Source organism: Lolliginicoccus lacisalsi (assembly GCF_014841105.1).
Lineage (GTDB): Bacteria > Actinomycetota > Actinomycetes > Mycobacteriales > Mycobacteriaceae > Lolliginicoccus > Lolliginicoccus lacisalsi.
On record NZ_JACYWE010000007.1, the window covers coordinates 131,009 to 144,718 of the forward strand.

At 70.0% G+C, this 13,710-nt stretch carries 12 protein-coding genes and 1 tRNA gene; 7 read left to right on the plus strand and 6 right to left on the minus strand.

Features of this window, described 5'->3' with window-relative positions; all coding sequences use genetic code 11:
* Positions 1 to 10: 10 nt before the first annotated feature.
* A complete protein-coding gene (locus tag HT102_RS12310; protein ID WP_192039715.1) occupies positions 11 to 1,603 on the minus strand; it encodes an adenylate/guanylate cyclase domain-containing protein in 1,593 nt (530 codons plus the stop codon).
* 99 nt (positions 1,604 to 1,702) lie between these two features.
* Between HT102_RS12310 and HT102_RS12315 the strand changes: the two genes are divergently transcribed.
* Both HT102_RS12315 and HT102_RS12320 read left to right on the plus strand, forming a co-directional pair.
* Entirely contained in the window at positions 1,703 to 2,914 is a 1,212-nt protein-coding gene (locus tag HT102_RS12315) for a DNA polymerase III subunit delta' (protein ID WP_192039716.1), read from the plus strand.
* Positions 2,915 to 3,003: 89 nt separating this feature from the next.
* Positions 3,004 to 3,076, plus strand: a tRNA-Thr gene (locus HT102_RS12320).
* Between the two features lie 173 nt (positions 3,077 to 3,249).
* Here HT102_RS12320 and HT102_RS12325 read toward each other — a convergent pair.
* On the minus strand, positions 3,250 to 3,573 hold the full coding sequence (locus HT102_RS12325) for a hypothetical protein (protein WP_192039717.1): 324 nt from the start codon (positions 3,571 to 3,573) through the stop codon (positions 3,250 to 3,252).
* Between the two features lie 237 nt (positions 3,574 to 3,810).
* Between HT102_RS12325 and HT102_RS12330 the strand changes: the two genes are divergently transcribed.
* Positions 3,811 to 4,062: a hypothetical protein gene (locus HT102_RS12330; protein ID WP_192039718.1), complete on the plus strand. Its 252-nt coding sequence runs from the start codon at positions 3,811 to 3,813 to the stop codon at positions 4,060 to 4,062.
* 14 nt (positions 4,063 to 4,076) lie between these two features.
* Complete coding sequence (locus HT102_RS12335) at positions 4,077 to 4,460, plus strand: hypothetical protein (protein WP_225443603.1); 384 nt, start codon at positions 4,077 to 4,079, stop codon at positions 4,458 to 4,460.
* A 124-nt stretch (positions 4,461 to 4,584) separates the two neighbouring features.
* Here the strand turns inward: HT102_RS12335 and HT102_RS12340 are convergent, their stop codons facing one another.
* On the minus strand, positions 4,585 to 4,782 hold the full coding sequence (locus tag HT102_RS12340) for a CsbD family protein (protein ID WP_192039719.1): 198 nt from the start codon (positions 4,780 to 4,782) through the stop codon (positions 4,585 to 4,587).
* Between the two features lie 173 nt (positions 4,783 to 4,955).
* On the opposite strand from HT102_RS12340, the gene HT102_RS12345 reads away from it, so the two are divergent.
* The 3 genes from HT102_RS12345 to HT102_RS12355 all read left to right on the plus strand — a co-directional run bounded on the left by HT102_RS12345 (position 4,956) and on the right by HT102_RS12355 (position 7,991).
* Entirely contained in the window at positions 4,956 to 5,747 is a 792-nt protein-coding gene (locus HT102_RS12345) for a DUF2231 domain-containing protein (protein WP_192039720.1), read from the plus strand.
* A gap of 163 nt (positions 5,748 to 5,910) precedes the next feature.
* The gene (locus tag HT102_RS12350) at positions 5,911 to 6,747 is read left to right on the plus strand and encodes a GntR family transcriptional regulator (protein ID WP_192039721.1); all 837 of its coding nucleotides are present in this window, start codon (positions 5,911 to 5,913) and stop codon (positions 6,745 to 6,747) included.
* Positions 6,744 to 7,991 (plus strand): MFS transporter, encoded by a 1,248-nt coding sequence (locus HT102_RS12355; protein WP_192039722.1) that lies wholly within the window; start codon positions 6,744 to 6,746, stop codon positions 7,989 to 7,991. The genes HT102_RS12350 and HT102_RS12355 overlap by 4 nt, the downstream gene beginning before the upstream one ends.
* Here the strand turns inward: HT102_RS12355 and HT102_RS12360 are convergent.
* The 3 genes from HT102_RS12360 to HT102_RS12370 form a co-directional block, all read right to left on the minus strand.
* The gene (locus HT102_RS12360; protein WP_192039816.1) at positions 7,960 to 9,252 is read right to left on the minus strand and encodes a M1 family metallopeptidase; all 1,293 of its coding nucleotides are present in this window, start codon (positions 9,250 to 9,252) and stop codon (positions 7,960 to 7,962) included. The two genes, HT102_RS12355 and HT102_RS12360, sit on opposite strands and share 32 nt — an antisense overlap.
* Before the next feature lie 61 nt (positions 9,253 to 9,313).
* A complete protein-coding gene (locus HT102_RS12365; RefSeq protein WP_225443637.1) occupies positions 9,314 to 13,147 on the minus strand; it encodes a Pls/PosA family non-ribosomal peptide synthetase in 3,834 nt (1,277 codons plus the stop codon).
* 56 nt (positions 13,148 to 13,203) lie between these two features.
* Positions 13,204 to 13,665, minus strand: coding sequence for a MarR family winged helix-turn-helix transcriptional regulator (locus HT102_RS12370; RefSeq protein WP_192039723.1), 462 nt, complete (start codon positions 13,663 to 13,665; stop codon positions 13,204 to 13,206).
* Positions 13,666 to 13,710 lie beyond the last annotated feature (45 nt).

The window sequence follows — 13,710 nt, forward strand, 5'->3', positions numbered from 1 at the left end:
GGGCGGTGGCCTACCGCAGCGGACCGCCCGCAGCGGCGTCGCCCCGCCCCGGCGCGGCCAGCTCGCTCGCCACCCCGCGCCCCCGCAGTTCCACCGACCGCACGATCATCCACTTCGCGGCCTCGTCCGGATGCGCCCGCTCCACCGCGACAGACGATGCCAGCACCGCCCCCGGCTCGTCCTTCGCTAGCTCGGTGATCCGGGCAGCCTCATTTACCGGATCGCCGATCACCGTGTACTCCAGGCGATGAGACGCACCGATATTGCCCGCCACCACTGTTCCGGCGGCCACCCCGATCCCGAACCCCACCGGCTCGTCGTCGGCGCCCGCGTGCAGCACGTATGGCAGGCGCTGCGCCAGCTCGCGCGCCGCGCCCAGCGCCGCCGCGGCCGGGTCGGGATGCTCCAGGGGCGCGCCGAACACCGCTAGCACCGCATCGCCGAGGAACTTGTTCACCAGTCCGTCGAAGCGGTCGATCACCTCCACCACGACGCGAAAGAACTCGTTGAGCAACGCCACGATCTCCGCCGGATCCCGCCGCGTCGCCAACGTCGTCGACCCCACCAGGTCCCCGAACAGCCCCGCCACGAACCGTTCCTCGCCACCGAGCCGCACCCCGTCGTTCAACGCTCGCCGCGCCACGTCCGGGCCCACATAGCGGCCGAACACTTCCCGGATCTGCTCCCGCTCCGCCAGCGACCGAACCATCTCGTTGAACCCTGCCTGCAACTGGCCCAGCTCCGTCGCATCAAAGATCCGCACCGGAGTATCGAATCGCCCCGCCTCCACCCGCCGCAGCGCAGAACGCAACTGCGCGATCGGATCCGCGATGGCGCTCGAGGTCAGCTTCGTCACCACGAAGCTCGCCACCACCAGCGCCGCGCACAACGCCATGATCGACGTCAGTACCGCGCTGGAATCCGCGATCAGGCTGCCCGTCAGCGCCGAGTTCGTCACCACCAGGATCCCCGCCACGGGAACCAGGACACTCACCGCCCAGCCCACCAGCAGGCGGCTCGACACGCTCGGCGGATGGCGGAGGCTCGCGTCGCCCACCGCCATCGCCGCGGCATGCACCGGCCGCAGCACCCGCTCGGCGAACAAGTAGCCGACCGCGCACGCCGTCGCCCCGCCAATGACTACCGTGACCGACGTGATCACCACCAGTTCCACCGACTGTGCTGTCGACACCACGAAGATGATGCCGCCCACCAGCCAGAACGCCGCGTAGACCCAGGCCAGCAGTTGCGGGATCCTCAACGCCCGATCCCGCGCCACGAGCCCCCGCTCCCCATCCCCGGGATCCTGCTGCCACACGATCACCGGCAATGCCAGCCACCACGCCACCACCGTGCTCACCACCGCCGTGAACACCAGGTACGCCAGGAACGGGCCGATCCGCTGCGGATCGAGGAGCTCGCCCAGCCGCACCGCGTCCCCGCCCGGCAACAGGAACTGCAGAAAACCGAACACGAACACCGCGCCCGCCACGTTGGCCACCTGCATGCCCGTCGCGTACAACGGCCACGGCCGCGCCACGGATCCCCGCGCGACCACCACAACGGACTCCCGCGCCCCAGCCAATGAACTCCGCGCACCCATGACCACGATCCTCGCGCATCCCCGGCGCCACCGGTATCCACTTGGCATTAACCACCCAGCCAGTAACCACTCATGGGAGGACAGCGCTACGCTGCCCTAGTGGCAGCAGTGTTCGACAAACTCCTCGGCCAGGACCACGCCATCCGCGAGCTCCTTGCCGCATCCACCGACGCCCGCCGCAGCACCCGTGGAAGCGCCAGCATCGAGCATTCCGCCATGACCCATGCGTGGCTGTTCACCGGACCACCCGGCTCCGGTCGCTCCATCGCCGCGCTCTGCCTCGCCGCCGCCCTGCAATGCACCAGCCCCGACGGACCGGGTTGCGGGCACTGCGCCGGCTGCACCAGCACGCTCGGCGGGAACCACCCCGATGTGCGGCGCATCATCCCCGAGGGCCTCAGCATCGCCACCGCGGACATGCGCGCCATCGTCCGCACCGCCGCGCGCCGCCCCAGCGTCGGAGCATGGCACGTCATCATCATCGAGGACGCCGACCGGCTCACCGAGGGCGCCGCCAACGCCCTGCTCAAGATGGTCGAGGAACCGCCCTCGCACACGGTGTTCATGCTGTGCGCCCCCTCCCCGGATCCCCACGACATCGCCGTCACCCTCCGTTCGCGGTGCCGGCACATCACCCTCACCACGCCGAGCACCACCGCCATCGCGCATGCCCTCGAGGCGCGCGACCACCTCGACGCCGAGACCGCGCACTGGGCCGCTGCCATCTCTGCCGGGCACATCGGCCGCGCCCGCCGCCTGGCCACCGACGAGCAAGCCCGCAGCCGCCGCGCGACCGTGCTCGCCATGCCGCCGACCCTCGACCGGCCCGCCGCGGCCATCAACGCGGCCGACACCCTCCTCGCCACCGCCACCGAGGACGCCAAGACCCTCACCGCCGAGATCGACACCCGGGAGACCGAGGAGCTGCGCACCGCCCTCGGAGCAGGCGGCACCGGAAAGGGCGCGGCGGGCGCGCTCCGCGGGTCCGCCGGGGCGCTCAAGGACCTCGAGCGGAAGCAGAAGTCCCGCGCGACCCGAGCCATCCGCGACGCCCTCGACCGCGCCCTCATCGATCTCGCCGGCTACTACCGCGATGCCCTCCTCGCCAGCCTGGGCACCACCGCCAGCCCCATCCATCCCGACAAGTCCGACGACATCACCCAGATCGCCCGGAGCACTCGGCCCGAGACGCTGCTGAACTGCATCGACGCGATTCTGCACTGCCGCGACACCCTCGCCACCAACACCAAGCCCGAGCTCGCTATCACCGCGATGCTCACCACGATCAGCGAGCACATGCGACGGGGATGAAGCGGGATCGCGCGCGCTCGACCAGCCTGTTTTCCAAACTCGGTGCCCACCCGCTAGACTGCACAACGCCGAGGCGAACGCCCAGGCACGCCGCCTTAGCTCAGTCGGTAGAGCGCTTCACTCGTAATGAAAAGGTCGGGGGTTCGATTCCCCCAGGCGGCTCACGGAAAGCCCCAGGTCAAGCTCTGTTTGACCTGGGGCTTTTGGCTGTCTTGGGAAGTCGGATGGGTTGTGGGTGGGGGGCGGTATTGAGCAACCGCGATCGTGAAGATCTGGCCACCTAGCACGTGGCTGGATCTTCACGATCTGGTGGACGTCAGGAGCAGGCCACAGAGCTAGGCGCTGCTGGATTCGGTGGTGCTGTCGAGGTCGGCATCCCTGATCGGGATGTCCTTGTTCTCCTCCACAGCGCAGAAGGTGATGATGATGAGCACCGCGGCATCGACCGCGGCCTCGCTATCGGCGGCATCGGTCTCCCCGGGCTCATCGGATGACTCGCGAAGGAACTCGGCAGCGGTCTCGCGCTTCTCGTTGGTGCTCTGCTCGCTAAAGGTCGCGCAGGTGACGTCGCCGCCCGTGTTCATCCCGCAACCGATCGTGGCGAGGAGGAGCGCCGCAGCGGTGGCGGCCCCCCGGAGTGCGCGGGTGCAGGAATCCATGTCCCGCTCCTTCATCTACTCATGGGCCGCGGTTGTCCCGGTTCGTGCCGCTGTACGGGTAATGCCCACCGGGATGCCTGGTCAAACGTGCTACTGCCGTCACCCGCCTCCGGCGGCGGGTTTAGGGCGGGGCCTGCTGGGTAACCTCCGCCTGCATGATCAACAGCCGGGGAGCGCGGCCGGTTCGTGCACGAATCATTCCGGTTTGCCCGCGCGGCCTAGCAGGAGGTGAGCTTGATGAGCAGGAAAGATGTCGCCGACGAGCAGGACCGCGACGAATCGAGCGACCAGGGCGACAAGGCCCAGGAGCAAAAGGACCGCGAGCAGTGGAACGAGGGCAACGAGACCGGCAACGAGCTGTCCGGGGTGGTCGACGATCTCGAGGAGGACATCGTTGACGAGAGGGACCGGGAGGGAGCTACCGGCAACGTGCGCGAGCGCGCGGAGGTGGAGCCAGTTGGTTCCGAGAGCGACGATGTTCCTGACTAGCGAGAGGATTCACGATGGTGGCGAAAGATCTCATGAGTGCCCACGGTGCGGCAAGGGCGATGGGGTGGGCAACGCTCGCCTACAGCGTCGCGGTCCTGGCCAGGCCCCGGGTGCTGGCGGCCCCCTGCGGATTCGTCGATGAAGGCCAGGAGGTTGCCCCGCCCGTAGGAATGACGGTCCGGGGCATCGCGGCGCGGGATGCAGCGATGGGCGCCGCCATGGCCCTCGCTCCAGCCGGGCCCGCCTTGCGCCTCGCGACTGCCGCTCGGGCAGCGTCGGATCTTGCGGACGCGGTGATCTTTGGCGCGGGGCTCGCGCCCCAGGGCCGGGCAGCGAAGGTCAGCGGCGTGGCTGCCGCCTGGGGAGCGCTCAACCTGGCGTGCCTGGCTCGTATGTGAATCGTGGTGCCTTGATGATGCCGCCCTGCTGCCTGCCCGGAGGCGACCGCTAGGGGGCTCGTGTCCAGCTCACGCAAAACGAGTGGGGGCCACGGCAATGCCGTGGCCCCCACTCGTCTTGTGCTCACTCGCGGAAGGTGCGCTTGCCCTTCTCCGCGGCGTCGCTCAGGTGATCCTTGGCCTGCTTGGCCTGGCCCGCCGCCTTGTCGGCAACGCCCTCGCGCTCGGTGCGCGGGTTGTTGGTGGCACGGCCTGTGGCTCGCTTGCCCTCACCCTTGACCTCTTGTGCCTTGTGGCGCAGCTTGTCCATGAACTTGGCCATTTTTTGCCTCCTTGTTGCTGGGGTTCGCATTGCTTGGGTGTGCTTCCCCTGTCACATGGGGTTCCCGCTGGGGCCGCTGCTAAACATCAGGGCACGAGATTCTCCTGCACGGCCGGTGTGGCGTGCCCGCCCGGGGCCGTTTGATAGATGCACGCCGGGGGTATCTACTTGCCATGGATATTCATGGCTTGCTGAACAAGGTGGAGGACTGGAAATGGCTGGATCCGGCAGGTGATGCCCTGGCCGCGATCGGTGAGCGCGTGGCCGGGAAGGGCCAGGCGGGCGAGGCACTGAGGGGCAAAGACATCGGTCATCCCATCCACCCGGTGGTGGTGCACCTGCCAATGGGGGCGTGGATGTCCGCCGCGCTCGTGGATACGGTGACGACTTCCTACCCAGTCGCTCGCCGCCTGGTGGCGCTTGGCCTGCTGACCGCGCCCGTTGCCTCGCTGACAGGGCTCGCCGAGGTGCCGGGGCTCGATCGCGCGCAGCGGCGCGTTGCCGTGACGCACATCTTCTCGAATGCTGTTGCCCAGGGGTGCTTCGCCGCCGCGTGGTCACGCGGGAACGACCGCCGCCTCGGGGCGCGGGCATGGGGCCTCGCGGGGCTTGCGGCGATGGGAGTGGCGGGAACCCTCGGCGGGCACTTGGCGTACGCGCAGGGTGCCGGCGTGGGGCGCTGGAGCGTCGCGCCACGAAAGGGAGCGGGGCAGGCAGGGGCGATGGTTCGGCCCGGCCATGTCGCTGAGTTGATGGACAGTCCCGATCCGAGCGCCGCGCTGGTCCTTGAGGCCGGTGTGCCCGTGGTGCGCTCCAGCGGCTCGGGTCCGGACGAGGATGAGGCGGTGGTGATCGTCACGCGAGCCGTGCTCGATCATCGGTTCCGCGGCGGCCCGCCGTCCTCGAGCGATCTTGAGGAGCAGGCGGCCGCGCTCGACTCGATCGCCCGGTCGCTGGGGGCCTAGCACAAGCTCGGCGCCGGGGGCGCGTGCGCTGCCGCGCTCGCAACCGCCTCGATCGTGAAGATCCAGCCACGCGCGAGGTGGCCAGTTCTTCACGATTGGTGTTGCAGCAAACACGCCGGGCTGCGCAAGACCGCGCGCAGGGGTATAAATACATCTTGTGTCTATGTCGTATCCAAAGCCTGCGGGCACTCGCACGGATCCTGCGGGCACTCGCACGGACCCTGCGGGCGGTCCCCCCGAGCACTCCCGCCCCGCGCCCGTCACCGCGCGCGGGAGCGCTGCAGCCTCCTCCGCATCGGACCGTGCCTACGAGTCGGTCAAGGAACGCATCATCACCGGAGCGCTGGCGGGCGGCGAGCTGATCAGCGAGGGGGATGTTGCCCGCGAGCTTGGTGTCTCGCGCACCCCGGTGCGCGAGGGCTTCCTGCGGCTGGAGGCCGAGGGGTGGATGCGCCTCTATCCGAAGCGGGGGGCGCTGGTCGTCCCGATCGCGCCCGGCGAGGCCGAATCCGTGGTGGAGGCGCGATTCCTGGTGGAGGTGCAGGCCGTGCGGCGGCTCGCGAGCGAACCAAGGGCGCGAGCGGAGGTCGTGCAACGGCTCGAGCGGGTGGTGCAGCAGATGCGCGATCATGCGCGGTCGGGGGATGTGGCCGCGTTCAGCGCGGGCGATGCGATGTTCCACGGGACGATCGTGGAGGCTCTGGGCAATCCGCTGCTCGAGGGCTTCTATAGGACGCTGCGGGACCGGCAGCGGCGCATGTCGCATCAGTCGGTGGTGTCACGGGAGCAGGCAGCGGAGGACATCCTTGCCGATCATGGCGCGCTGGTCGAGGCGATCCGGCGGGGCGATGGCGAGCAGTATGCCGATCGGGTGTGTCAGCACATGCGGTCGGTGCATCGCTTGCCGTCGCGGTCGCGCCCGGATCGGGGCGGGCAGGCGGGCAACTCGGCAAATGCCAGCACGCCGAGCGCACCGCGCAGCGAGGAGGCGGGCTCATGACGGGCGCGAGCAGCAACAACGAGCACCGCTTGTGGCTGCCGGTGGCGGTGTCCTTGTTCGCCGTCGCGTGGGGTGGCAACGAGTTCACGCCGCTGTTGACGATGTATCGCCTGGATCAGGGCTTTTCCGATGTCGTCGTGGATACGTTGTTGTTCGCGTATGTGCTGGGCATTATTCCGGCGTTGCTGCTGGGCGGGCCGTTGTCGGACAGGTTGGGGCGCCGGGCGCTGATGGTGCCCGCGCCGTTGGTGGCGATCGCGGGGTCGGCGGTGCTGGCGGCGGGCTCGGATCATGCGGCGGTGCTGATCGGGGGCCGGTTGCTGTCGGGGGTGTCGCTGGGCCTGGCGATGGCGGTGGGCGGCAGCTGGTTGACGGAGCTGTCGCGGGCACCGTTCGAGCCGGGCGCGGCGCCGGGTGCTGGTCCGCGGCGGGTGGCGATGTCCTTGACGGCGGGCTTCGGCGTGGGCGCTGGCGTGGCGGGCGTGCTGGCGGAGTGGGGGCCGTGGCCGAGCGGCTTCCCGTATCTCATCCACATCGCGGTGACCGTGGCCGGGTTCATGTGGCTGCTGGGTGTTCCGGAGACACGGGTGGACATCCCGGCGGAGAAGCGGGCGGCCCCGTTGCGGGAGGATCTGCGGATCCCGTCGGTGGCGCACCGGCGCTTCTGGCTGGTTGTGGTTCCGCTGGCGCCGTGGGTGTTCGGGGCGGCTGCTTCGGCGTACGCGATCCTGCCGGCGCTGATGTCGGAGCGGGTGGCGTGCGCACCGATCGCGTTCTCGGCGTTGTTGTGCCTGATCGCGCTGGGGTGCGGGTTCGGCATCCAGGCGCTGGGGCGGCGCATCGATCGTCCAGGTTCGGCACGGTCGTCGATCACGGCTTTCGGCTTGTTGATCGTGGCGTTGCCGCTGGCCGCGTGGGCGGCCTCGTCGTTGTCGATCCCGGTGGTGATCCTGGCGGCGGCTGTGCTGGGCATGGGCTATGGCATGGCCCTGGTCTCAGGCTTGCTGGAGGTGCAGCGCATCGCCACACCCGATGACCTCGCGGGGCTGAACGCGGTGTTCTATTCGCTCAGCTATCTGGGGTTCGCGGTGCCGGTGACGATGGCGGTGGCGTCGTCGTGGCTGAGCTATCCGGTGATGTTCCTGGTGGGCATGACGCTGGCGGTGATGTGCCTGGCGCTGGTGCTGCTGGGTTCTCGGCGGCCGCGCGCAGTCAAGGCAGGTCGGGAAGGGGTCTCCGGGTGAGCCACTCGTTCCACAGGCCGTCGAGGTCGTGGTGGGTGTAGTTGCTGGCGAGGTCAGTGAAGTTCTGGGTGGTGACGGTGCCGAAGCGGGGCCGGGTGGTCCAGTCCTGCAGCAGGGAGAAGAAGGAGTCGTCGCCGAGGCGGCAGCGCAGGGCGTGCAGGGCTAGGGCGCCGCGCTTGTAGACGCGGTCGTCGAAGAGGTTGCGGGGCCCAGGATCGGTGAGGACGAGGTCCTTGGGGCTGCGGTCGAGCTTGGTCCAGTAGTGCTCGGCCCACTCCTTGGCGCTCGGCCCGTCGCTGCGCTCGGACCAGAGCCACTCGGCATAGCAGGCGAAGCCCTCGTGCAGCCAGATGTCCTTGTACTGGGCGGCGGTGACGCTGTTGCCGAACCACTGGTGGGCGAGCTCGTGGGCGATCAAGCGCTCGGAGTCGCGGCTTCCGTCGCAGTGGTTGGCGCCGAAGATGGACAGGCATTGCGCCTCGAGGGGGATCTCCAGCTCGTCCTCGGTGACGACGACGGTGTAGCTGGGGAACGGGTAGGGGCCGAACATGCTGATAAAGGTGGTCATCATGTCGCGCTGCCGAGCGAAGTCATGGTCGAAGCTGCGGCGCAGCGCAGGGGGCACTGCCGCCTTGATGAGCACAGGCGTGGCGGCGACGGTGTGGGTGGCGTAGCGGCCGATCTGCACGGTCGCGAGGTAGGGCGACATAGGCTCGGGCTGGTCGTACACCCAGGTGGTGGTCCCGGCGCCGGACTTGCGGCTGACGAGGGTGCCATTGGCGAGTGCCTGGTAGGTGGACTCGGTGGTGATGGTGATGCGGTAGGACGCCTTGGCGCTGGGGTGGTCGTTGCAGGGGAACCAGGTGCACGCACCGTTGGGCTGGTTGGCGGTGAGGGCGCCCTCGGTGAGCTCCTCCCAGCCGATGCTGCCGAACATGTTGTCGAGCGGCCTGGGGTGCCCGGCGTAGCGAATGTCGACGCGGATCAAATCGCCCCTGCGGATCGTGCCGGCGAGCTTGATGCGCAGCTTGTTGTCGCGCTGGGTGAACTTGATCCCACCGGCATCGTTGACCTTGATCTTGGTGACCTTGAGCGCCGATCCGAGATCGAGGGCGAGGGTCGTCAGGTCCTCGGTGGCCGTGGCGGTCACGAGCGCGTGGCCCTCGAGCCGGTTGGTGGTGACCCGGTAGGAGAGCGCGAGATCGTAGCGGGACACCTGGTAGCCAGTGTTGCCGCTGGTGGGGAGGTAGGGGTCGAGCATGTTCCTGGACTTGCCGTTCACCGGTGCGTCCTTCCTGGGGGTGGTATCCCCATGGGTGTCGTCAGGTGGCCGTGGTCCATGGCGCGATGGGATTGCCGCGCCATCTGCTGGATGGTGGAACGGCATCGCCGCGCATCACCAGTGATGCGGGTCCCACGGTGGCGCTGTCGCCGAGCGATGCGGCGGGCAGGACGACACTGTGCGGCCCGAGGGTGGCTCCGTTGCCTAGGGTGACGGGCCCGACGCTCATCACGCGATCATGGAACAGGTGGGTCTGCACCACGCTGCCCCGGTTGACGGTGGCTCCGTCGCCGAGGGTGACGAGGTCCGCCTCGGGCAGCCAGTACGTCTCGCACCATGCGCCGCGACCGATCGAGGCTCCCATGCCGCGCAGCCATGCGTTGCCCACCAGTGTGCCGATGCAGGTGCGCAAGCACCAGGGGGCGGCGAGCATCTCGGTGAACGTGTCGGCGAGCTCGTTGCGCCACACGAAGCTGCTCCACAAGGGGGTCTCGTGCTCGCGGATGCGCCCGACCAGGGCCTTCTTCGCGAAGATGGTGGTGATGCCCGCGACCGCCGCGGCCAGGGCGAGGACCGGGCCTCCGAGGAGCAGCGCGGCCACGATGCCGAAGCGATCGAGCACGAGCACGAGCGTGGCGAGCACGAGGACGCCGAGCAGGAACGTCGCGATCACGGGCACGATGCGGCCGAGCTCAACGAGGGCGCGGAGCATGCGCAGGCGGGCCGGTGGGGCGTAGGTACGCGATTCGGTATCGCCGGGGCGCGATGGGCGGCGCAGCCTTACCGGCGGGCTGCCCAGCCACGAGGAGCCGCGCTTGGCCTTGCGGGGCGCGGTGGAGAGCACCGCGACCAGGCCATTCTTGGGGACCTTGCGCCCAGGGCTCGCCATGCCGGAGTTGCCGAGGAACGCGCGCTTGCCGACCTTGGTGTGGCCAATGCGCACCCAGCCGCCGCCGAGCTCGTATCCGGCGACGAGGGTGTCATCGGCGAGGAACGCGCCATCGTTGATGGTGGTGAACTTGGGCAGCAGCAGCACGGTCGAGGCCTCGACGTTCTTGCCGACGCGCGCCCCGAGCAGGCGCAGCCACAGGGGCGTGACGACGCTCGCGTAGAGGGGGAAGAGGAAGGTGCGGGCGGAGGCGGCGAGGCGCTCGGTGGCCCAGGCCTGCCATCCGGCGCGACTGCGCACGGGGTAGGTGCCGGGTCGCAGGCCGATCGCGAGGATCCGCACGGAAGCAATGATGAGCAGCGCGAACGTGATCGTTGACAGGATCGCTGCGCCCGGGGCCCACAGGATGAGCGGGACGATCGCTCCGGCGGGGGAGCTGGTGCTGCCGAGGATGGGGCCGAGCAGCAGGAGCGCGGGAATGAGCGCGGCGATGGGGAGCGCGGCGAGCGCCACGGCGGTGAGGGCATAGGCCAGGCCCCAGCGCCGCCCAGGCGGGGGCGGGCTAGCTGGCCAGTCGTTGCGAGGCTTGCCGGTGCGGTGCGCGGGCGATCCGCCCCAGCGCTGGCCGGCGGGAACAGTGCCGGAGACCGCGGAGCCCGCTTCGATCTCGGCTGCCTTGCCGATGCGAGTGCCGGGCAGCAGCGCGGTGCGCGCGCCGATCGTGGCACGGCCGCCGATCGCGATGCGGCCGATGTGCACCGTGTCGCCGTCCACCCAGTAGCCGCTCAGATCGGTCTCGGGCTCGATCGCCGCACGGGCGCCAACGGTGAGCATCCCAGTGATCGGTGGCGCGGTGTGCAGGCTGACGTGCTTGCCGATGCGGGCGCCGAGCACCCGGGCGTAGAGCGTCATCCAAGGGGCGCCGGAGAGGTTGGTGACACCGACGGTCTCCGCGATCCGCTCCGCGAGCCACAGGCGCAGGTGAACGCTGCCGCCGCGCGGATAGGTTCCGGGCTCGAGGCCGGGCAGCAGCATGCGGGCTGATCCGGCGGCAATCATGATGCGCCCCGGCGGGGTCAGCAGCAGCACCACGAGCGCGGCGAGCACGGGCCAGGGCGTGGTGGGCAGCCATGTGGCGCTCGTGACGTGGCCGAGCACGGTGGTGGCGAGAGCGGCCCACGTCGTCCAGATCGCGCCGCAGAGCGCGAACGGTACTGCGAGCAGCGCGGCCTGGGCGAGCTGGCTGCGCCGGGATTGCGGTGCCACCGGCCGATGCTGGGCCGCGATCGCGGGGGCCTGGGCGCCAAGGTGGGCAGCGAGCTCGCCAAGCCGGTGATGCTCGTAGAGCTCGGCCACCGTGAGGGCAGGGAACTGCTCGCGCAGCCGCGAGACGAGCTGCGCCGCGGTGAGGGAGCTGCCGCCGAGGGCGAAGAAGTCATCGTCCACGCGCGCTACCTCGGCGCCGAGGACGGATTCCCACACCTCGGCGATCCAGGCCTCGAGCCCGGTGAGGGTATCGGCGTGCCCGGCGGGGCTCGTGGACGGCAGCGGCCAGGGCAATGCGGCACGGTCTACCTTGCCGGATGTGCGCACGGGCAGATCGGGCAGGATGGCAAGACGCGGCACGAGCGCGGCCGGGAGGCGATCAGCGAGCCTGGCGCGCGCGTCCGCCATGTCGAGCTCGGCGCCTCCCGTGGTGAGGTAGCCGACCAGGACGGGGGTTCCCGCCTGGGAGCGCTGGACCGTGCTGGCGGCAGCGACCACCCCGGGCAGGTCTTGCAGCAGGGCATCGATCTCGCCGAGCTCGACGCGACGTCCACCGATCTTGACCTGGTCGTCCGCGCGCCCGTGGAAGAGGAGCCCGGTGCCGTCGAACGAGACCAGGTCCCCGCTGCGGTAGGCGCGATCCCAGCCCAGTGGCTCGAGCGGGGCGTACTTCTCGCGATCCTTGTCCTCGTCGAGGTAGCGGGCGAGGCCCACGCCGCCGATCACGAGCTCTCCCGGGGAGCCAGGGGCAACCGGCTGGCCGCTGGGATCGACGATCGCAAGGTCCCAGCCATCGAGCGGCAGCCCGATGCGGACTGGTTCGCCGGGTACCAGCGGAGCCGCGCACGCGACGACTGTTGCCTCGGTGGGGCCGTAGGTGTTCCAGATCTCCCGGCCGGGCGCGGCCAGCCTGCTCACGAGCTCGGACGGGCATGCCTCGCCGCCGAAGATGAGCAGCCGCACCGCGGCGAGCGCATCGCTCGACCACAGCGCCGCGAGGGTGGGCACGGTGGAGATCGCGGTGATGCGCTGCTCGATCAGCCAGGGGCCGAGCTCCTCGCCACTGCGCACCAGGGCGCGGGGCGCGGGCACGAGGCACGCTCCGTTGCGCCAGGCCAGCCACATCTCCTCGCAGGACGCATCGAAGGCCACCGACAGCCCGGCGAGCACGCGGTCCCCGGGACCGAGCGGCTCGGCGCGCAGGAACAGGCGGGCCTCGGCATCGACGAAGGCCGCCGCGTTGCGGTGCGTGACGGCGACGCCTTTGGGCAGGCCCGTGGAGCCGGAGGTGAAGATGATCCAGGCGTCGTCGGAGTCGCGGGGCGGCTGCATCCGGGACACGCGACGGACCTGGCGCGCGGGGATCCCGGCATCGGTGATGACCGTGGCCACCCCTGCCTCGCGGAATATCGTCTCGGCGCGCTCGTCGGGGTCGTCGGCGTCCACGGGAACGTAGGCAGCGCCGGCGGCCAGCACGGCCAGGATGGTGAGGTACAGATCGGCGGTGCCCGAGGAGCGGCGTACCCCTACCCGGTCGCCGCGCGCGATTCCGTGCTTGTGCAGCGCGCGGGCACGGTCGCCCACCGCGGCGATGAGCTCCGCGTAGGTGTAGGTAGCGTCCGTTGCCTCGATCGCGGGCGCGTCGGGGTACTCAGTTGCGGTGGCGTGCAGGATGTCGAGCAGCGTGCGCGGCGCGGGGGCCCGGTGGTGGGCGCGCAGAAGGCTGGTGCTCGTCCCGGTGCCTCGGGGATCGGTGTGGTCCAGGGTGCGGGTGGTCACGATTTTGCCTTCGCTGGTGCGGGGGTGGCGAGCGCCTTGCGGGCGAGCTTCTGGAGCGTCGCTCGTTCCTTGCGGCTGAGCGGGGCGAGCACGGTGACGAGCGCGTGGTCGACGACGCCGCGGCACAGCGCGTGGGCCGCTTCGCCGGAGGCGGTGAGGGCGAGGGTGTGCCTGCGGCGGTCCTTCTTGTCGCGCGTGCGGGTGAGCAGTCCCCGTTCCTCGAGGTCGTCGATGACGCGGACCATGTCGCTGCGGTCGATGGCGAGGGCGTTGCTCACGTCCTGCTGGGATGGGCGTGCCGCATGGGTGATGCACTCGAGGATCCAGTGGGTGCGCAGGGAGAAACCGGCATCGCAGAGCTGCTTCTCGGTGTGATCGCGCAGCTCGCGATGGAGGCGCGCGAGCAGGAACTCGGTGCCGTCGAGCGGCATCTGAGGCAGGGGAGGCGTGTCGGGCACGGGGATACCGTACCGGTTCGCGGGTGGAATAGATAGTAGGACACA